Annotated in this window: 18 protein-coding genes and 1 pseudogene; 6 read left to right on the top strand and 13 right to left on the bottom strand. The window is 61.8% G+C overall.

Annotated elements, in window-relative coordinates; genetic code table 11:
• Window positions 1–121: 121 nt before the first annotated feature.
• Window positions 122–1,816 (bottom strand): dihydroxy-acid dehydratase, encoded by a 1,695-nt coding sequence (gene ilvD, locus ABIB99_RS26025; RefSeq protein WP_354178065.1) that lies wholly within the window; start codon window positions 1,814–1,816, stop codon window positions 122–124.
• 76 nt (window positions 1,817–1,892) lie between these two features.
• The gene (locus ABIB99_RS26020; RefSeq protein ID WP_085405924.1) at window positions 1,893–2,876 is read right to left on the bottom strand and encodes an ABC transporter substrate-binding protein; all 984 of its coding nucleotides are present in this window, start codon (window positions 2,874–2,876) and stop codon (window positions 1,893–1,895) included.
• Between the two features lie 166 nt (window positions 2,877–3,042).
• Between ABIB99_RS26020 and ABIB99_RS26015 the strand changes: the two genes are divergently transcribed.
• Complete coding sequence (locus ABIB99_RS26015; RefSeq protein ID WP_354178062.1) at window positions 3,043–3,951, top strand: NAD(P)-dependent oxidoreductase; 909 nt, start codon at window positions 3,043–3,045, stop codon at window positions 3,949–3,951.
• Between the two features lie 24 nt (window positions 3,952–3,975).
• Here the strand turns inward: ABIB99_RS26015 and ABIB99_RS26010 are convergent, their stop codons facing one another.
• The 6 genes and pseudogenes from ABIB99_RS26010 to ABIB99_RS25985 form a co-directional block, all read right to left on the bottom strand.
• Window positions 3,976–4,539 (bottom strand): flavin reductase family protein, encoded by a 564-nt coding sequence (locus ABIB99_RS26010; RefSeq protein WP_259256652.1) that lies wholly within the window; start codon window positions 4,537–4,539, stop codon window positions 3,976–3,978.
• Between the two features lie 9 nt (window positions 4,540–4,548).
• Window positions 4,549–5,778: an acyl-CoA dehydrogenase family protein gene (locus tag ABIB99_RS26005; RefSeq protein WP_354178060.1), complete on the bottom strand. Its 1,230-nt coding sequence runs from the start codon at window positions 5,776–5,778 to the stop codon at window positions 4,549–4,551.
• 189 nt (window positions 5,779–5,967) lie between these two features.
• Complete coding sequence (locus tag ABIB99_RS26000; protein WP_354178058.1) at window positions 5,968–7,236, bottom strand: CaiB/BaiF CoA transferase family protein; 1,269 nt, start codon at window positions 7,234–7,236, stop codon at window positions 5,968–5,970.
• Between the two features lie 237 nt (window positions 7,237–7,473).
• Window positions 7,474–7,902, bottom strand: a complete 429-nt coding sequence (locus ABIB99_RS25995; protein WP_354178135.1) for a GNAT family N-acetyltransferase — start codon at window positions 7,900–7,902, stop codon at window positions 7,474–7,476.
• A gap of 63 nt (window positions 7,903–7,965) precedes the next feature.
• Window positions 7,966–8,265: a hypothetical protein gene (locus ABIB99_RS25990; protein WP_354178056.1), complete on the bottom strand. Its 300-nt coding sequence runs from the start codon at window positions 8,263–8,265 to the stop codon at window positions 7,966–7,968.
• A pseudogene (locus tag ABIB99_RS25985) lies at window positions 8,262–8,456 on the bottom strand (hypothetical protein); the annotation flags it as partial. The pseudogene ABIB99_RS25985 and the gene ABIB99_RS25990, both read right to left, overlap by 4 nt.
• A 571-nt stretch (window positions 8,457–9,027) precedes the next feature.
• Here ABIB99_RS25985 and ABIB99_RS25980 point away from each other — a divergent pair.
• Together ABIB99_RS25980 and ABIB99_RS25975 are read left to right on the top strand one after the other, a co-directional pair.
• The gene (locus ABIB99_RS25980; RefSeq protein ID WP_354178133.1) at window positions 9,028–9,372 is read left to right on the top strand and encodes a response regulator; all 345 of its coding nucleotides are present in this window, start codon (window positions 9,028–9,030) and stop codon (window positions 9,370–9,372) included.
• A 239-nt stretch (window positions 9,373–9,611) separates the two neighbouring features.
• Complete coding sequence (locus tag ABIB99_RS25975) at window positions 9,612–11,141, top strand: FAD-dependent monooxygenase (protein WP_354178052.1); 1,530 nt, start codon at window positions 9,612–9,614, stop codon at window positions 11,139–11,141.
• 145 nt (window positions 11,142–11,286) lie between these two features.
• Here the strand turns inward: ABIB99_RS25975 and ABIB99_RS25970 are convergent, their stop codons facing one another.
• From ABIB99_RS25970 to ABIB99_RS25960, 3 genes are all read right to left on the bottom strand, one after another.
• A complete protein-coding gene (locus ABIB99_RS25970) occupies window positions 11,287–12,921 on the bottom strand; it encodes a hypothetical protein (RefSeq protein WP_354178050.1) in 1,635 nt (544 codons plus the stop codon).
• A 329-nt stretch (window positions 12,922–13,250) separates the two neighbouring features.
• The gene (locus ABIB99_RS25965) at window positions 13,251–13,886 is read right to left on the bottom strand and encodes an imm11 family protein (protein WP_354178049.1); all 636 of its coding nucleotides are present in this window, start codon (window positions 13,884–13,886) and stop codon (window positions 13,251–13,253) included.
• Window positions 13,887–14,220: 334 nt separating this feature from the next.
• Window positions 14,221–14,997: a DUF4261 domain-containing protein gene (locus ABIB99_RS25960; protein ID WP_354178047.1), complete on the bottom strand. Its 777-nt coding sequence runs from the start codon at window positions 14,995–14,997 to the stop codon at window positions 14,221–14,223.
• Window positions 14,998–15,394: 397 nt separating this feature from the next.
• Here ABIB99_RS25960 and ABIB99_RS25955 point away from each other — a divergent pair, with 397 nt between their 5' ends.
• Together ABIB99_RS25955 and ABIB99_RS25950 are read left to right on the top strand one after the other, a co-directional pair.
• Window positions 15,395–15,595: a hypothetical protein gene (locus ABIB99_RS25955; protein WP_354178045.1), complete on the top strand. Its 201-nt coding sequence runs from the start codon at window positions 15,395–15,397 to the stop codon at window positions 15,593–15,595.
• A complete protein-coding gene (locus ABIB99_RS25950) occupies window positions 15,592–15,789 on the top strand; it encodes a hypothetical protein (RefSeq protein WP_354178043.1) in 198 nt (65 codons plus the stop codon). The genes ABIB99_RS25955 and ABIB99_RS25950 overlap by 4 nt, the downstream gene beginning before the upstream one ends.
• Window positions 15,790–15,827: 38 nt before the next feature.
• On the opposite strand, the gene ABIB99_RS25945 is transcribed toward ABIB99_RS25950, so the two are convergent.
• Window positions 15,828–16,076: a hypothetical protein gene (locus ABIB99_RS25945; protein ID WP_014493719.1), complete on the bottom strand. Its 249-nt coding sequence runs from the start codon at window positions 16,074–16,076 to the stop codon at window positions 15,828–15,830.
• Between the two features lie 674 nt (window positions 16,077–16,750).
• Window positions 16,751–17,065, bottom strand: coding sequence for a hypothetical protein (locus ABIB99_RS25940; protein WP_354178041.1), 315 nt, complete (start codon window positions 17,063–17,065; stop codon window positions 16,751–16,753).
• 167 nt (window positions 17,066–17,232) lie between these two features.
• On the opposite strand from ABIB99_RS25940, the gene ABIB99_RS25935 reads away from it, so the two are divergent.
• Complete coding sequence (locus tag ABIB99_RS25935) at window positions 17,233–17,520, top strand: nuclear transport factor 2 family protein (protein WP_354178040.1); 288 nt, start codon at window positions 17,233–17,235, stop codon at window positions 17,518–17,520.
• Window positions 17,521–17,551 lie beyond the last annotated feature (31 nt).

The raw sequence follows: 17,551 nt of genomic DNA, 5'->3' as shown, positions 1-17,551 counted from the left end.
GTCTCTCACTTGATTCACGCGCGAACGTCACGCAACCGATCCGCTGATGTCCTCCATCAGCTGATCGAGCTTAGCAAGAAACTTGCCAGACAGGCGGTCATTCTCGCGCGGGAGCGGCGCATCATTCGAACCAAGGCCATTCTGCAGGGCCTTCATGTGTGACGGCTCCGCCCGGCGCCTGTCCGACCAGCCGCGCATACTTTGCGAGCGCACCTGCACGGTGACGGGGCGGCTTCGGCTTCCAATCGCGTCGGCGCGCCGTGAGTTCCTGGTCGTCGACCAGCATATCCATCCGCCGGTTTGCGGCATCGATCCGGATCCTGTCGCCGTCGCGAACAAGCGCCAACGGACCGCCGACGAACGCCTCGGGGGACACGTAGCCGATGCACATGCCGCGAGTAGCGCCGGAGAACCGCCCATCGGTGATCAGGGCCACCTTCTCGCCCATACCCTGGCCGTAGATCAGCGCGGTAACGCCAAGCATCTCGCGCATGCCCGGGCCGCCGACTGGCCCTTCATTGCGGATCACCAGCACCTCGCCCGCCGTGTAGGCGCGGTCACGGACCGCTTTGACACATGCCTCCTCATCTTCAAAGACGCGCGCAACGCCCTCGAAGTGCTGAGTCTTCAAACCTGCGACCTTGATCACCGCACCGTCTGGACAGAGATTGCCCTTCAGAACCGCCACGCCACCATCAGGCATGATCGGCGCACGAGACGCGTAAACGACTTCACCATCGGGAGCGTTGGCCGCGCCATATTCTTCGGCGAGCGTGCGCCCGGTGACGGACAAGCAGCTCCCATCGATGTGCCCGCTCTGGATCAACTCGCGGATCACGACGGCCGCGCCGCCGATGTCGTAGACATCCTTCGCCGTGTATTTGCCACCCGGCCGCAAGTTTCCGATCAGCGGCGTCCTGGCAAAGACCTTGCCGACGTCATCGATCGTGAATGCGATCCCGGCCTCATTCGCGATCGCCGGCAGATGCAGCGCTGCGTTGGTCGAGCCGCCCGTGGCGGCAACAATCGCCGCGCCGTTCTCGAGGGATTTCCGAGTCACGAGGTCGCGCGGCAGCGGGCCGCCACGTTCCAGCATCTCCATCACCAGTCGCCCGGCGCGGCGCGAGATCTGTGCACGTTCCGCATAGACACCGGGTACCATCGAGACGTTGGGAATGGTCAGCCCCATCGCCTCCGACACCATCCCCATCGTGTTCGCGGTAAACTGGCCGGCGCACGCGCCAATGGTCGGCAGGCAGGCGCGCTCGATCCGCTCGAGCGTGGCGCCGTCGATCTCTCCGGTCATGAAGCTGCCGACAGCTTCATAGGAGTCGAGCACCGTGAGAGTCCGCCCGTCCACCCGGCCCGGCAGCGAGCTGCCGCCGTAGATGAAAATGGACGGTACGTTGCAACGAACCATGCCCATCATCACGCCGGGAAGCGTCTTGTCGCATCCGCCGTACCCGATCAGCGCGTCATAGGCGAGACCATGAACGACGGCTTCGATCGAATCGGCAATCAGCTCGCGTGAAAAGAGAGAAAACTTCATACCCTCGTGATTCATGCTGATGCCGTCGGAGACCGACACGGTGGAGAATTCGCGCGGCGTGCCGCCCGCCTCCTCGATTCCCGTCTTGGCCGCGGCCACCTGGAAGTCGTGGGTCATATTGCAGGGCGTCTGCTCGCCCTTCATGCTGACGACGCCCACCATCGGCTTGGCTATCGCGGCGTCGTCGAGCCCCATTGCGCGCATGAAAGCGCGGTGCGGGGCCCGGTCGAGGCCGTCAGTCGTGACCCGTGATCGCAACTTCTTCATGCGCGCATCTGTTTCACGCAACGTCCGGGATGATCCGGGACGCGGCGCCCCCTCGTTCGGACAATTCGCCCGTTGCCTATTCCAGCGGCGCGACGATCGTCGCGTGCTTGAACTGCATGGCATCCAGCTTCGGCAGCATTCCGGTCTCCGCGTAGATGTCCAGCATCTTCTGGATCGCGGGGAAGTTCGGCGCCGCACCTGGATCGCGGCCGAAATCGTTGTCCTTGAGCAGATAGGTCTCGAGCACCGGAATAGGCGCCTTCAGAACCTCATTCACGACCTTTAGCGTCTCTTCGCGGTTGGCCAGCGCTTTCTTCATACCTGAGGTAATGTCACGCACGTAGGCCTTCACCAAGTCGGGGTTCTTGTCGACGAAATCAGCTCGGCAGGCTTCCAGGATGTGCACGATGTTCGGCATCGCCTGCGACAATGAGAACAGCTTTCTTGTGCCACCCTTCGCCTCCGCACGTGCGGCAAAGGGCTGGTTCATGTTGACCGCGTCGACACGGCCCTGGCGCAGCGCATCTTCGGAGACGGCAAAGCCGACCTCAACCAGCTTGATGTCCTTGGCCGGATCGACGCCATTCTGCTTGAGCAACAGGTTGAAGGGGCCTTGCGTGCCGCCGCCGATCACGGAAATGCCGACCGTCTTGCCCTTGAGATCGGCGATCGTCTTGATCGGCGAGTCATCCATCACCGCCCAATAGACCGAGAAACCGCCGGGCTTCTCGAAGACGTGCTGCGCCACGATGTAGGCTTTGAGATTGCCGCCGACCACACCGTTGGCCAGCGAGAGCGGCGCTTGCGTCGCGCAATCCAGCGCGCCGGCCGCCAATGCCTGCGTCATCGGCGCGGTGCCCTGAAATTGGGTCCATTCGATGTTGTAGGCCTTGCCGATATTGGGAAACTCAGCTGGCCTGCGCATCATCCAGTACTTGGATTCCTCGGCCGGGATGGTCCAGCCGACGCGAATGGTCTGCTGTGCCCATGACGGGGCTGCCCCCGCGCTCGCAGCCGCGGCCGCTCCCAAAGCCAGGATCCACTTCGAAACGGTTCGCATCGTGCCCACTCCGCTGCTCCGGCGCCGACCGGCGCCGCCCAACCCGACCACTCAAATGTTTCATGGTTCAAACAATCAGGCAAGCCATGCGAGCCGGACGGTTTCGCTGTCCGACCTGCAATGTATGGTAAGGCGGCGTTTGCGCTGCGACAGAAGGAGGCAACCTATGGCTGATGCGAGCAAGACAAACCCGCAGGGCGTCGAGAGGCTCGGCTATCTCGGCCTTGGACTGATGGGAACGCCGATGACCCGGCGCCTGCTCAAAGCCGGCCATCAGGTCGCTGTCTGGAATCGCTCGGAGGGCAAGGTCGCTCCGCTCGTCGCGGCCGGCGCCAGGCGCGCAGCCACGCCCCGCGACATGTTGGCGAACGCGGATATCGTCTTCATGTGCGTGACCGATGCCGCCGCCGTCGAAGAGGTGATTTTCGGGCCCGACGGTCTTGCAGCGGCTCCTGGCGCAGGCAGGCTCGTCGTCGACTTCTCGTCAATCCATCCCGACGCCGCGCGCGATCTTGCAGCGAGGCTGAAACACGCGAATGGCGCGGGTTGGATAGATGCGCCGGTGTCCGGCGGCACCAAGGGCGCAGAGGAAGGCACGCTCGCCATCATGGCCGGCGGAGAAGCTGCTGACATCGAGCGGGCACGGCCCTATGTGCTGCACATGGCACGCAGGTTCACCCACATGGGCCCGATCGGGGCTGGCCAAACCACAAAACTCTGCAACCAGGTGATCGTCGGATGCGCCATGGCCGTTCTGGCGGAAGCAACGCGCCTTGCCTCGAATGCAGGGATTGACGCAGGCCGGCTGCCCGAGGCGCTCGCCGGCGGCTTTGCGGATTCCATCCCGCTTCAGCTCTTCGTGCCGCGCATGGTCCAGGGCATCCACTCGCCGCCGCTTGGCCATATCGCGACAATGCTCAAGGATCTCGACACGGTCGCCGATGTCGCCCAGGCGACGTCAACGCCGGTGCCGATGGCGACGCTTGCGGGACAGATATTCAGGCTGGCCAAGGCTGCACGCGGCGCCGACGCGGACGCTTTGGAAATCTACAAGCTCTCGGCCACAGACCGCTGAGCCGACGAGCGTCCTCGAATCGCCTTATGGCGACTTCTTGCGTTCATCATCGGCCAGGAACCGGCCATACCCCCCGCGCGCAAACAGCAGGGGCTCCTTGGCACTGTAGGCATAGGCCTCGACCGCGCCGAGAAAGATCACGTGGTCACCGCCATAATAGCGATTGACCGATCGGCATTGAAAGTTGGCGACACTCTCGGCAAGGACCGGCGCGTTCCCGAGGCCCGGGGTCCAGTCGACGCCGGCGAACTTGTCCTCGGACGATTTAGCAAATTTGTTTGCGAGCGCCTGCTGCGACGTGCCGAGTATGTGAACGGCGAAATGGCTGGCGTTCTGAAACACGGGGAGGCTTGAGGAATAGAATCCGAGGCTCCAGAGGACCAGAGGGGGATTCAGGGAGACTGACGCGAACGAATTGCAGGTGATACCATAGGGCTTTCCATCAGCGGCCATGGCCGTGATGATCGTTACGCCCGTTCCGTATGTTCCAAGCGCGTTGCGAAAATCACGAGGATCGATCGGCGAGCTGTCGCTGGCGAGTTCGTTGGCTGGATCGGAAATGGCCGGCTGCTTCGGCAGATCATTCATCGGCCGGCCTCACAGCGTGAGATTCTCGGACGGCAGGCCCAGAGCCACCCGTCCGTAATTGGTTCCGGCCGCATCGAAGTTGAACGCAAGATGCGAGTTTATCGCGTGCGCATCGCGGAACTGCCGCTGCAACACGCCCGTCGTGAACAGACCGCGCGCTCCGCTCGCAGCAAACAGCATCGAGACCGCGTCGGTGCACAGATTCACGGAAAATGCGCCATCGCGACGATATCTGGTCTTGGTCGCCATATCAGGAATACGGCCGCGCCTTGCATCTTCCATTGCATTGACGCAGGCCGAACGCATGATCAGGCGCGCAGCGTCGATCTTGGCCGAAGCCTCCGCGATCTTGATCTGCGTGCTTTGAAAGTCGCTGAGCTTGGCGCGGTTGTAGGTCGAGATGCGATGACGCGCGACCTCCGCATAATCGTCGAGGCATGCTTGAGCGTTCCCCAGCGCGACGCCGGAGAGGACGTAAGGAAACAGCGAGAACACGGGTAGCGCATACAGCGGATTGGGATTGACCTTGCTTCCCGGCGTCGGGCCGCCGGCAAGATCGCCAACCGCGACCGTCATATAGTCGGCCACGAAAGCGTCCCTGACTTCGACATCGCAGGAGCCGGTACCGCGCAGTCCCGTGACATTCCAGGTGTCGAGCACCTTGTAGTCGACTTTCGGCAACAGGAAGATTCGGTACTCGATTCCGTCTGCTTCGTCGTCAGAATAGACAACGCTTGCAAGCATGTTCCATTCGCAGGAGGCAACGCCGGAGGAAAACGGCCAGCTGCCGTGCAACCGGTAGCCGCCCTCGACCCTCGTGGCACGTCCGGCAGGAAAAATGAACGAGGACGCAATCAGCGCGTCCGGATCGCGGTCCCAGACCAGATCCTGCGCCTTTTGCGCGAACATGCCGAGCATCCAATGATGGCTCGCCAAGTTCGCGAGATTCCACGCCACTGACGCATCCGCCATTCCCAGCTGTTCGGCGCAGTCGACAAGAGCGACATAGTCAAGCTCGGCACCGCCGATGCGCTTCGGCTGCAGCATGCGGAACAGGCCAGCGTCGTGGAGATCCTTCTCGGTTTCCGTCGGAAGATGCCGCAGTTCCTCCGTACGGGCAGCCCGCTCTCGCAGCCGCGGCACGAGCGCCCGGGTCCTCGCGATCATTGCCGCATAGGCACGTTCGCCGACTTCCTGCCCCGTCGGCTGGCCCATGCTCGGCTCTTGACCAGGCGCCATTCGAGTCCCTCGCTTTCACATAGTTATGCGGCGGGAACTTCGCCAAATCAAGCTGGGCAGGGTTAACGTTGCGTGGTCGCCCTGCACCCCGGCTGTTCGCAGGAATGCAATGTCGCGTATACCGTCTTCTCAAAATCAGCTATCCGCAAGCTTTGCGATGCCTGGCTCCACGGAGCTGACCGCTCGAGCTTAGCCTGAGGTCGATGGCTTGCCTGATCCAAAGACGCCCTTCTGAGTGAACTCCGAAATCCGGCGCTCGTCGTAACCGAGCGTATCACGCAGGACGTCTTCGGTATGCTCGCCTAACAGGGGCGCAGCGACGGGATCAATCGCTCCCGTCAGGCTCATATTGATCGGAGGTTCGATATTGGGGACCCACTCTGCCGTACGGTGCGGAATCCTGTTCAGGCGATGGCGCTCGCGGGCCTCGGGCGCGTTGAACCCCTCCTCGACCGTTCGGAGATAGCCGACCGGGATATTGGCCAGCTTCATCTTCGCCATCCAATTCTCGAGGGTATCGCTCGCAAAGACCTCTGCGATGGCTGCCCGCAGGAGCTCCTTGTTCTCAGAGCGCGCCTTGCGCGACGCGAACTGCGGATCAGTGATCAAATCGGGCCGGTTCAGCACCTCGACCACCAGCCGACGATAGAGCCGGTCGTTGGCGCAGGCCATGTAAAGCGGCCCATCGGAAGCTTCATAGACACCGACAGTGGGGGACCCGTTCGGCGAATTGCCGAACCGGCCAGGGTTTTCGCCGTTGATCAGATAGGCCATGCCGTAGAAGCCGGTCATGCCCATGGCGACGTCGAACAGGGCGACCTCGACATGCTGCCCACGGCCGAGCCGATCGCGCGCCAACAGCGCCAGCAGGATGGCGTTGCAGGCGGACATCCCCGTCGCCATGTCCACGATCGGCGGGCCGGTACGAACCGCAGGCCCATCGGCAAACCCATTGAGGGACATGAAGCCGCTTTCCGCCTGCGTGATGGGATCGAAGCCGGGCCGCGCGGCAAATGGTCCTGAGCGTCCGTAAGCCGAGATCGAGCAATAGACCAGCCGCGGGTTGAGCGGCGCGACCGCCTGATAGTCGAGGCCGAATTTCTTCATGACTCCACTTGAAAAATTCTCCACGACCACATCCGCCTTCCGGATCAGGTCCAGCGCGATCTCGCGAGCCTGCGGCACGGTCAGGTCGAGCGCGATACCGCGCTTGTTGCGGTTCAGGCTCAGATAAGCGGCGCTTTCGCCGCCGATTTCGGCGTGCTCGTAGGCGCGCGTATCGTCGCCGCCATCCGGATTCTCGATCTTGATGACGCGTGCACCGAAATCGGCAAGCGTCTGCGTGCAGGCCGGCCCCGCCACGACGCGCGTAAAATCGACGACCAAGAGACCGTCGAGCGCGGTAGGCGCGCCCGTCGCCCGCGACGAACGTTCCGGTAATTGAGGCTTGGTGGGCATCGACGGCGCTCCCTTACATCGGCTTATGGTCGCCGAATTTCCTGCAAGAGCAAACTTAAAGCCCGGCACCACCAACTTCGCAAGTGCTTCACCCGCATCGCTTCAATACGCAAAAAGGGCCCGGTAGCCATCAAGCTGCCGGGCCTCCCAACATTTTGGGCGTACGAGGCCACGCCGTGTCTGGCATTGGCCATCCTACGCCGAGAAGAGCACGTTCCGCATCACGGGAAACCCCGCTCAGCGAAGCCACTTCCGCCAATAGAGCGTGTGCGCCCAGGCCCAGGGCACCTCTGGCTCGAAGAGCCGATAGCTCGCCTGGATGAAATTATTCGCAGAGACCGGATTGTCAGTCGTATCAGAGACAATGGCATCCCATCCGACACGCCGCCCCCTCGCCTCGATCACACGCATCAACCTGCGCTGGAGTCCCCGCCCCCAATGCCGTTGTAACACGCCGACCCTGGAGAAGTAGCCGCCGTTTCGAACGTGCGTCGACGGCATGACGCCGGCAAATGCGACCGCCTCATCGCCATGATAGCCAAGCCACCAAGCTCCCAACTCGAATTGCGGCATGGCCGCCGCATCGAAGAACGTCGACCGATGCAGATCAGCCAACGTGTCAAGGACGTCGTCATCGGACGCATCGACGATACGAATTTTGTACATGAGACGGCCCGTTTGCGGGAAATAGCGTGAGTGCAAGTGCAGCGATGTCGTCACGGTGGCGGCTCACTTGCCCAGCACGACCTTGACGCCAAGCCAAACGGCGCCCGTCAGTCCGGTCGCGAGCACCGTGATAACGGCCTTGAAGGTGTAGCTTTGCGCCTGCTCCACGCTCTTTCGCCACCTTCGCAGGTGCTGAAAATCGGCCCTTAGCTCCTTCCGGTCGTCATCTTCGATTCCGAAGGACGCCAGCACCGATGCGACAGCCTTCACTACGATCGCATCGATGCTCTCCTGTTGCAGTCTGTGTTGCTCGGCCAGTGTCTCGGCCACGATCGCCCTGATTTCGTCATCTGGCATCTTCACCGCTTGATGATCCTTGCAACGTTCTCGAAACCACGTTTGGCGAAGTAGAAGGAGACGACCAGATTGGCCGTGATCGCTGCAAATCCCGCCAGAGGGTCCGTCGTTCCGAGGCCGAGAACCTTGTCGAAGATCAGGAGTTTCGCAAAGTAGAGAGCGACGCAGTAGCCCATCAGCTTGTCCGGCTCCCACCTGCGAGCGATATCAGATAGGCGGTCATCGTCTCTCCACGAAAAAGAAAATGCGCGGCAGATCGCGTGACGAAGCCGCGATCGTTTCGGGCGCGAACCCTATCTCCGTGTCTCCGGAGACCGCAGCGGCGCGAGCAACAGGCCCAGCGCCGCGGGCCGGCACGTTCGCGCGTGCACGGCCAGCAATGGTACGGACGGCGGCGCGCCGATCGGCGCCCCTTGAACGTGGTCTAGCGAGTGCGTGGCCGGATGCGCGGCCACCGTCCGATCTCGGAATCGAGACGAAAAAACCCGCGGCGGATGCTTCCGGCGCGGGTGAACCAAACTCGTCTCGATGATGTCATTCTGCCGGTGTTTTGCCCGACGTGTCAAACCTTGTGTTGAGTGAGATCGTCGTCGCACGAAGCGGAAACAAAAAAGCCCGCTCGCGCGGGCCGAACCAAACGTCTTTCGATGATGCCATTCTGCCAGTGTTTTGCCCGACGTGTCAAACATTCCTCGTTCGACCGCACCGTGCCGGAACTTACCCGAAGAGCGACGCGTTCATTCCATCAGTCAAAGGAACGTGCGCGCGATGAGCCACACCGTATTGGTTGTTGACGACGATCCCGGCGTCCTCGACGTCATCGTTGGCATGCTGGAAGATCTCGGCTGCGAGGTGACAAGCGCCCAAAGCGGCCCGGATGCGCTCGATCGGCTCAGGCGGAACGAGAACATCTCCATCCTCATCACGGACATCAATATGCCGGGCATGGATGGTCACGAACTGGCCGAACTGGCGAAGCGGCTATGCCCGGAATTGAAGATCCTGCAATTATCGGGGCGCGAACCGCGGCGCGGGCGCCTGCCAATGATCAGGAAGCCGTTTTCGTTCGAGGAGCTCGCCGACACCATGCGGCGAACCACCGGCGTTTGCTGAACGCCAGATGCTCAAAACAAAACCCGCGGCGGGGGCTCCCGCGCGGGTCGAACCAAACTCATGTCGATGATGCCATTCTGCCGGTGTTTTGCCCGACGTGTCAACGCGGCGAACGCGGAAGAAGGAGCCCTCCCTCCCACTCTGATATGTGGTGCGCAAGGGGCTTGCTTCAAGCCCCCCGCCCTGCCGTAGAACCCCCGACCCAATGAGCATCCAAAGCAGCAACGCGAGGGGTCCACATGCCTGTATTGCTTCCGTCATCCCGGCCGCGCGGCCGTTCCGAGCGGGCCGGCGCCAGCCGCGCGAGTCACCATGCCGTGGTGATCGCCGGCGGCGGCCCGACCGGTTTGATGCTGGCCGCCGAGCTGGCGCTCGCGGATGTCGACGTCGCCGTGGTCGAGCGGCGCCCGGATCAGGAGCTCGTCGGTACGCGGGCCGGCGGATTGCACGCGCGGACCATCGAGATCCTCGATCAGCGCGGCGTCGCGGAGCGCTTCCTGCGCGAGGGGAAAGTCACCCAGCTCGCAGGCTTCGCCTGGACCAGGCTCGACATCGGCGATCTCCCCACCCGGCACGCTTATGGCCTCGCGCTGCGGCAGAGCCACATCGAGCGCATCCTGGCCGACTGGGTTGAGGAGCTCGCAGTGCCGATCTATCGAAACTCCGAGCTGACGGGCTTCGTTCAGGACGCGACCGGCATCGACGTTGCGCTCTCCGGCGGCAAGACATTGCGCGCAAGCTATCTCGTCGGCTGTGACGGCGGTCGCAGCCTGGTGCGCAAGAGGGCCGGCATCGATTTCGCCGGGTCCGATCCAACGCTCAGCAATCTCATGGCCGAAGTCGAGATGCGCGACGAGCCGGCATGGGGCCTCCGCCACGACGCCATCGGCTTTCATGGCCTCAGCAAGGCGGAGAGCGGTCGCGTGCTGGTCGTCGTGACGGAAGCGACGCTCGACCGCACCGGCGAACCCGGCTTGCGCGATCTCAGCGATGCGCTCGTCGCCGTCTACGGCACCGACTTCGGGCTCCAAAATCCCGCCTGGATCTCCCGCTTCACCGATGCGGCGCGGCAGGCCGTGTCCTATCGCCGGGAGCGCGTGCTGCTCGCCGGCGATGCCGCGCATATCCATCACTCCGTCGGCGGGCAAGGCCTCAACACCGGCGTGCAGGACGCGGTCAATCTCGGCTGGAAGCTGGCGCAGGTGGTCAGGGGCATTTCGCCCGACGGCCTGCTCGACACCTACCACGCCGAACGTCATCCCGTTGCCGCGCGCGTCTTGCGCAACACCATGGCGCAAATCGCCATGCTCCGCCGCGGCGAAGCTGGCCTCAAGGCCGCGCGCGACGTGGTGTCCGACCTGCTCGCCATGGACGAGCCGCGCAAACGCTTTGGCGCGATGATGAGCGGGCTCGATATCCGCTATGATCTCGGCGAAGGCCACGAACTGCTCGGGCGCCGGATGCCCGATCTCGACCTCACGGTCGATGGCTGCCGCCGAAAACTCTTCGCGCTGCTGCACAGCGCACAGGCTGTGTTACTCAATTTTGGCAAGCCGGGCAGCGTCAACATCGCGCCCTGGGCAGATCGCATCGGAACAGTCGACGCCGACTACAACGGCGCATGGGAGCTTCCGGCCATCGGACAGGTCACCGCGCCAAAGGCCGTACTGGTGCGGCCGGACGGGCACGTGGCGTGGGTCGAAGATGAGAGCCAACGCGGACTTGCGGATGCGCTGACGACCTGGTTTGGACCGCCGGCTGCGGCGTAGCGCGCGAACGTCAGAGACGCCATACAAACAAAGCCCGCGGGATTCCGCGGGCTTGATCCGAACTCATCTCGATGATGCCATTCTGCCAGTGTGTTGCCCGACGTGTCAAACGACCTCGCGTGGTGCGCCTAGGACTTCGACGCCTTCACTCCGGCCGAAGCAACGGCCGTATCCAGCGCGCAAACCATTCTTCAGCATCATTGCGCGGATTACCCCGATCATCCGAGCCGAAGATCGGCGGCGGAATGATGTAAGGCGGCTCATCCGCGAACGCGCCCATCGGCTTGCTTACCTGCCGCGGGCTCTCACCAATCGGCGCGATCCAGTTACCGAACCGATCGTTGAATTCCACGGAAGGGAGATACGGGACCGGCGCACTCCCTGATGTGAAGACGCTGCTCGCATTTGTCGCGTTGACGCGGGTGAGACGCCGAACCTCTTCGGGTGCGACTGCTCCCGCGGCAGGAGCGGTCGGCGCTTGTTGTACATTCTGGGCAGGCATAGCTCCGGCTGGCGTGTCGGTCCAGTTTCCGAACCGATCTGCAAAGGTGCTGGCACGTTCGGGCTCTGAACCAAGGATCCGGCTCTCCGTTCGCGGTGGTCCGGATGGCCCGAGAGAATCCCCCCATCCATCATCAACGCGTTGGACAGGAACGTTGACGTCGAACGGTTGATAGGGAGCTGCTCCGTTGGAAAAGACGCTGCCATCTCCAACCTCGGTATCGCTGGAGATGGTTGCTGGGAAAGCGGGGCGAGTGAGGGCGCCAACAGTTGAGCCTGCGAGCAACGCGGCGCCAAGGCCTTGTGCTCCAGGTATCATCATGGCTCCTGTACCAAGCACAGCCGCCCCCATCAGCGACGCAGAGCCCTGATCAGGAGGTGCCTGCGGCCCCAGCACCTGTGATCCATCAGAGAGATACGTGAGTGGCTGGCCTATCTCCGAGTGAAATTGCAAGACCTGCGGCTCCGGCGGCACAGCCACACTGGGAGGGACTTGCATCAGACGGTGCCAACCTGAGGGAGGGACCGGAAACCCTGGCAATCCATACGTCAGAAGCGGATTGCTTGGTGTAAACCCTTCCGGCTCGTTCGCTCCCTCAAGTGAAGGCGGAATGAATCCTGGCAAGCGGGTATGGACAAGGGGTGGAACGAGGCCCGGAAGATCAGGGACGGGGCCGACAGGGGTGAACTGCAGCGAGATAGGGGAGCCTTCCGGGAAGCGCTTTAAGATTTCGATCCTCTCTGCCATGCTGAGATCGCTGGTCGGGGACAGAAGCGGAAAATACAAGGCCGCATCCGCTTGACCAGCATTGGACAGCTGGTCCACTGTCTCCTGCATCTGCTGGATCTGCGCTTGATTGTCGGCGGCATATTTTCTCCAGTCTCTGAACCAATTCCTGTTCGCCGCGTTTGCTTCCTCTGACGTCATTCTCGTTGAGGTGTTGGCAAAGAGATGGCCGTTCGCCAACGCGTACTTGGCAGCAGCCACAAATGCGTTCACATCCGAAGCCACCTCATCTAGCCCTCGCGTATCGCCCGCAAGAGCCGCAGCGTAGCTTCGAGATATTTTGACGTGCTTCAGGTACTCGCAAAATCCCTCGTAGTACGTTCCGAGATGCCCCCCAGTATGCGGACTCGAACTGAGATCGGTTGCCAGCCCCTGACTGGACGGCAAGAACATACGATTTCTAATTGCTTCAGGATTGAATCGATCAGCCAGAAAGTAGATGACCGGGTGGCTTGCGAAATGCTGAGGCAAGACGTGATGATTTTGAAACATGCAGCCGCTACTTTCTGGCGCACGCCGGCATCCGAGCTGCTCGTGATCGCAGCCGGCGGGTCTGATCTGAAATGCTTGGTGGATGGCCGGCGGTGAGAGCCGGCCTCTTTGCGTGCGCGCTAGATATCCATGTGGCCGCCGCACCCGGCATCGCCGATCGGTACGCCGCACCTACAACGTCGTCGCCTTTAAGTCGGCGTGACGACGGCAGCGATCCGTACTATTGAACTGAATCGGAGCATCCGCCCCTCTGCTAGAGTGTGCGAATGTCTTCGGCGAGTCCGCAAACGGACAAAGCCAAGTCTTCCACGAATCTCGACGTGAAGACACTAAGGACGAAGGTTCTTATAATTGCCGTAGGGATCTCCGAAGCTTAGGCCTCTAAGACCGGCAGCCTTGCAGGCGTCCTTCATTGCTTGGTCGCAAATAATCCTCGTCTCCAGAAAGCGTGGCCGGAAAATATGAGCAGAACCGATGGCCTCCTCTCTAAAGACAAAGCTGGAAATCGCCACGTTACTGTACCGCCTGAAATCTGTCCCATCATCCAGGATTTCGACGTTCGACTTTTCCTCGTCGATGACATCGAGCTGGCGCACGATATCGCCAAGCCAATAAACCGGAGCAGATCCATTCAGTGACCGCGTTTCGCACTTCAAGAACGCCACCCCCTCTCTATCCATGGCCTCCAGAACGCTCTTCATCCGATCGGATACAAGCCAAAAGTCGTGAAATAGCTCCCAATCGACCGGCGGTCGACCGAGAGATTTGTCGATCAGCAACCGTGGCGTTTCGGCGAGCGGAGGAAAGCTTCGATTGCCCCGCGGTGAAAGCAGCACGCGGCCGGCGCCAAGCGCGGCGAAATTTTCCATTTCCAAACCGGGGGGCGTGTGAATTCTGAAATCCAGCCCGACACGATAGAGTTTCGGCGCCTTCGGCTTTCGCCGTTCAGTAGGGGATGCGGCCATGAATCATTCCTCCCTCCGAATATGCGCTCGGCTCATCACACTCATTACGCCAAACCGTCGGTACGGAAGACAGAAGCAATCGACTTCGTAGTAGCGCTGCTTCGCGCTTTGGGCCGTTTTGCAGTATAATCTGTTGCTTCGTACCCATGACCATCATGCGCGTCGAGACGCGACGTAGAACGACCATCAACTGCCAACAAAAAAGCCCGCGGCACCCCCGCGGGCTTGATCCAAATTCATCTCGATGATGCCATTCTGCCAGTGTTTTGCCCGACGTGTCAAAACGACGGATCCTAAACGGCTCGCCCGCAACTCCTTCGCGTATCATCACTCGCTATCCTGCCGAACCGTCGGTGCAGAAAAGCACAGGCAGGCCGCCGAATTGATCGGAGTTCTTGTAACGAACCAAGAAGCGCTCGCGCGAGTCGCGACCAAACGTATCACCGTCTTTGACCACAAGCCCGTGCTCAACCAGATAGACGGCAAGGCCATTCACTTTTTCGATCAGGGTTGCAAGTGTCAGCTTGTGGGTCTCGAACTCAACTTCACGCTCGGCAAATGCTGACAGCCCCATCGTTACTGCGCCGATGCCTGTGTCCGATCGGAACGGCAGTATGTCGACCCACAGCGAGGAAGGGTAATCGGGAAACGGCGCAAACGATCGGCTGGACATGTCTAGCCATAGATCTGTGGGTCGCGCGACCTTGCCGTTCCAAACGACGGCGCAGCATTGCGGCATGGTCGCGATCAACGCGCCGATGACAGCAGTCGTCAGACGAGCGGTGGGCAAAGGTCGCTGGTTTTGGCCAAGCACCGAAACGATCAGATGCCCTCGGTGCCGCGCCGCGATCGCCTTGCCCTGCGGCCATGTCGCGGAAGCGCGCGACCACAGGCCGGGATCTTCTGGAATGGGCGCCGGCATCGACATGACCGCAACGAGTTCGTTGCCACAGCGAAGGAGCGGCGAACCCTGGCGACCGCTCCCCTCGCCGCCTCCGTCCATCTCCATCGGCAGTTCGGGATGTCGCGCGCGAATAGCCTTGGCAACCGCGGCCATGTCCGGAGTTGCAGGCGTCTCCAACAAAACCAAGGCAAGAAACGACTTACTCATCCGGCCGCCTCAGGTAAGTTTCGAGGCGTGACCACCGATCACGTCTCGCTCATAGGTTGAGTTGACGGCATTTAGAACATAACAAGAACGATGTCAACGCATGTTCGCCCGGTACTTCGCGCTTCTGCTGTTCCGACCGATGCGCGAAGTCCATGCATGCGAGCTCGTTGCCTGGCAGCGTGTTCGCGCTCGACCTGTCGGGGCTGACGGTCCCCGGCTCAAGGGACTAAAACCTCGCCGCGACGGACGCTCGAGAATTTCAGCGGAATGTATCAAATGTTGCAGACGCCTGCCGAGGACAGGCCTACAGTCAGCCATCACCGTGCGGCAAGTGGCATCGGTCGGTGATGAGAACGCCAGTTGCGCTCCCGCCCCACTCTAACGAGGGAGCAGTGTCATGCTGAAGCGACGTCGTTTCAAACAGTCCAAAACTCTCCACGAGCGGCTCGCAGACGAGGCCGCACGCCTTCGCGAGGAGGCCCAGGTGCTTGCGCCGGGACGCCGCCGTGAGATCCTGCTGCGCCGGGCGCGACAGGACGAGACGGCCATCCAGATCGAGTCCTGGCTGCATTCGCCTGGCCTGAGGCCGCCGTCATGACCCGGCAATACCGCGCCTATCTGGTCGGCGAGAACGGCGTGTTTCGCTCTGCCGAAGCGTTCGAGGCTGACTCCGATGCATCCGCGCTTCGCGTTGCACAACAGTTCACGCGCCGGGGCAACGTCGAGGTCTGGCAGCTCGACCGGAAGATCGGGCTGCTGTTGGCGGAAGCCACGCCGCCCGTCGCAGCCTGACCGGCAGCCACGCTGCCCAACCGCCGCACCGGAAGGTGTCACTCCTCCGCAAGCTTCCGCTCGATATAGGCGTCCACCGTCTCCGCGAAGGAGCGCTGCACCCCGACCGCGGCACCGTGCTGGTCGAGCGCATCGCGCTGGAGCACGCGGAGGCCGCGCCCCCGGAGGCTGGCCGGCGCGGTGTTCAAATATTGATCGATGGCGCCTTTGGCGAGCGGAATGGCCCTCGGATCGCCCCTTGCGATCAAGAGACGCAAGAGGCTCTGGCAATCGGCCAAACCGGGCATGGCTCCGCCTTCAGCGTTGCTGCGATTTCGGCTTCGGTCGCTTGACCGGCTGGGTGTGGGTGCCGAACAGCGCCAGCAGAAACGCGACTTCTTCTTTCGAACCGACCTGGATCATGACTTGTCTCCTTCTCGCTCCGTTGGTCGAGGCGAACGGGCGCGGCGTTCAGGACAATCGGGTTTCAGCAATGTTTCAGGCGTGTTTCGTCGAGACCGAAAACGATCTCCGGTTGCCTGCTGAAGGTCTGCCGGCGATGCAAAAGGGCCTGCCCCAGTGTTTTTGTCGGACCAGCCCTAACTCCTGAAAACGGCCCCGGCGCGGGACGGGGGGCTGGGGGGCGCCGGAGCCGCCATTCCAGGCCGGCCATCGGCGGTGGGCCGACCACAAAACTAATTCCAGTTTGCAGCAAGAAGTTCCAAAGGGGACTTGGCAAAGCGAACAGCTCAATACTGAGGACGCTTCAACAGCTCCGGCAATCGCGCGATTGCCGTTGCGATCCGTCGCGCCTCGTCGCGCGATAGATACTGGTGGGCATATTGGTAGCCCCACGAGTGCAGATCATCGCGATGAAGAACGCAGCGATCGTGAAGCCGTTCGCGTCCTTGACTCGGAAACACCCCTCTTCCGCGATCATGACCCACGGCGCCGGAAACCGCCTGAGATTGTCCATCCATGATCACGTGCGTGCGTGGCCCCGTTGCTGCTCAATTCCGTGCGGTACGAGGCGGCGCTTGGCAAGACCAGTCCGCGGCGTTGCCAGCGGCCGGCGCGGAACGAAAAGGCTGTGCACGAGAATAGGCTCGCTGTCGCCGAGCCACGTCCGCTCCTGAACCAGGCCGCTCATCACGACGCGCATCTTCATGATCTCTTCCGCCACGAAGGTGCAGTCCTCGTCGCGATTGATCTGCTCGTGCATGATGGCCTCGGCCTCTCGCATGCTGACGCGTAACGCTCTGACGATGTTGCGGATTTCATTGATGCGATTGTCCACGGCCGATCTCCACCTGACGACGGGACAATAAGAACAAATCATGAACATTTAGTCAATACGATCTTCACTTCGGGTTCATGGTGCCTTGCCTCAAGCTGCGGCCAATAACGGCACGTAGGTAGGAAACATGTCCTTTGACGCGATGGCCGCTGCGGTTGACTGGCTTGATGCCTACCGCGCCGGCGACCATCGAAGCCATTTTGGGAATGTATGCCGATGACGCGATCGTCCCTTGCGCCTGCGGCGGCATGAAGACGATTTCGACGCGGCAGGGCCTCCGCGCCTATTGGGTCGATCGTCTCAGGGATTGTCCCGCTTCGCATCTGGACGATCTCAATCCGTCCGTGGATGGAGCAGCCATCTCCTATATCGCGCGCGATGGCGTCGTGAGCGCGACCCTCACCTTCAATGCGTCCGGCAAGATTGCTTCGCTGACGTGCAGGCCTTTGAACTAGGGCGTGTACTCATAAAGGAGCAGACGTCGGC

This window comes from Bradyrhizobium sp. LA6.1 (genome assembly GCF_040547805.1).
GTDB lineage: Bacteria > Pseudomonadota > Alphaproteobacteria > Rhizobiales > Xanthobacteraceae > Bradyrhizobium > Bradyrhizobium barranii.
The sequence above is the reverse complement of the archived record's forward strand: the minus strand, read 5'-3'. Positions and strand labels throughout refer to the sequence as shown.

Excerpts from the sequence above, each read along its gene's own strand:
- ABIB99_RS25970 (WP_354178050.1), bottom strand. The coding sequence starts at position 12,921 with ATGTTTCAAAATCATCACGTCTTGCCTCAGCATTTCGCAAGCCACCCG.
- ABIB99_RS26015 (WP_354178062.1), top strand. The coding sequence starts at position 3,043 with ATGGCTGATGCGAGCAAGACAAACCCGCAGGGCGTCGAGAGGCTCGGC.
- ABIB99_RS25955 (WP_354178045.1), top strand. The coding sequence starts at position 15,395 with ATGCTGAAGCGACGTCGTTTCAAACAGTCCAAAACTCTCCACGAGCGG.
- ilvD (WP_354178065.1), bottom strand. The coding sequence starts at position 1,816 with ATGAAGAAGTTGCGATCACGGGTCACGACTGACGGCCTCGACCGGGCC.
- ABIB99_RS25960 (WP_354178047.1), bottom strand. The coding sequence starts at position 14,997 with ATGAGTAAGTCGTTTCTTGCCTTGGTTTTGTTGGAGACGCCTGCAACT.
- ABIB99_RS25935 (WP_354178040.1), top strand. The coding sequence starts at position 17,233 with ATGCCTACCGCGCCGGCGACCATCGAAGCCATTTTGGGAATGTATGCC.
- ABIB99_RS26020 (WP_085405924.1), bottom strand. The coding sequence starts at position 2,876 with ATGCGAACCGTTTCGAAGTGGATCCTGGCTTTGGGAGCGGCCGCGGCT.
- ABIB99_RS25975 (WP_354178052.1), top strand. The coding sequence starts at position 9,612 with ATGCCTGTATTGCTTCCGTCATCCCGGCCGCGCGGCCGTTCCGAGCGG.
- ABIB99_RS25965 (WP_354178049.1), bottom strand. The coding sequence starts at position 13,886 with ATGGCCGCATCCCCTACTGAACGGCGAAAGCCGAAGGCGCCGAAACTC.
- ABIB99_RS25945 (WP_014493719.1), bottom strand. The coding sequence starts at position 16,076 with ATGCCCGGTTTGGCCGATTGCCAGAGCCTCTTGCGTCTCTTGATCGCA.
- ABIB99_RS25980 (WP_354178133.1), top strand. The coding sequence starts at position 9,028 with ATGAGCCACACCGTATTGGTTGTTGACGACGATCCCGGCGTCCTCGAC.
- ABIB99_RS26005 (WP_354178060.1), bottom strand. The coding sequence starts at position 5,778 with ATGGCGCCTGGTCAAGAGCCGAGCATGGGCCAGCCGACGGGGCAGGAA.
- ABIB99_RS25995 (WP_354178135.1), bottom strand. The coding sequence starts at position 7,902 with ATGTACAAAATTCGTATCGTCGATGCGTCCGATGACGACGTCCTTGAC.
- ABIB99_RS26010 (WP_259256652.1), bottom strand. The coding sequence starts at position 4,539 with ATGAATGATCTGCCGAAGCAGCCGGCCATTTCCGATCCAGCCAACGAA.
- ABIB99_RS25950 (WP_354178043.1), top strand. The coding sequence starts at position 15,592 with ATGACCCGGCAATACCGCGCCTATCTGGTCGGCGAGAACGGCGTGTTT.
- ABIB99_RS26000 (WP_354178058.1), bottom strand. The coding sequence starts at position 7,236 with ATGCCCACCAAGCCTCAATTACCGGAACGTTCGTCGCGGGCGACGGGC.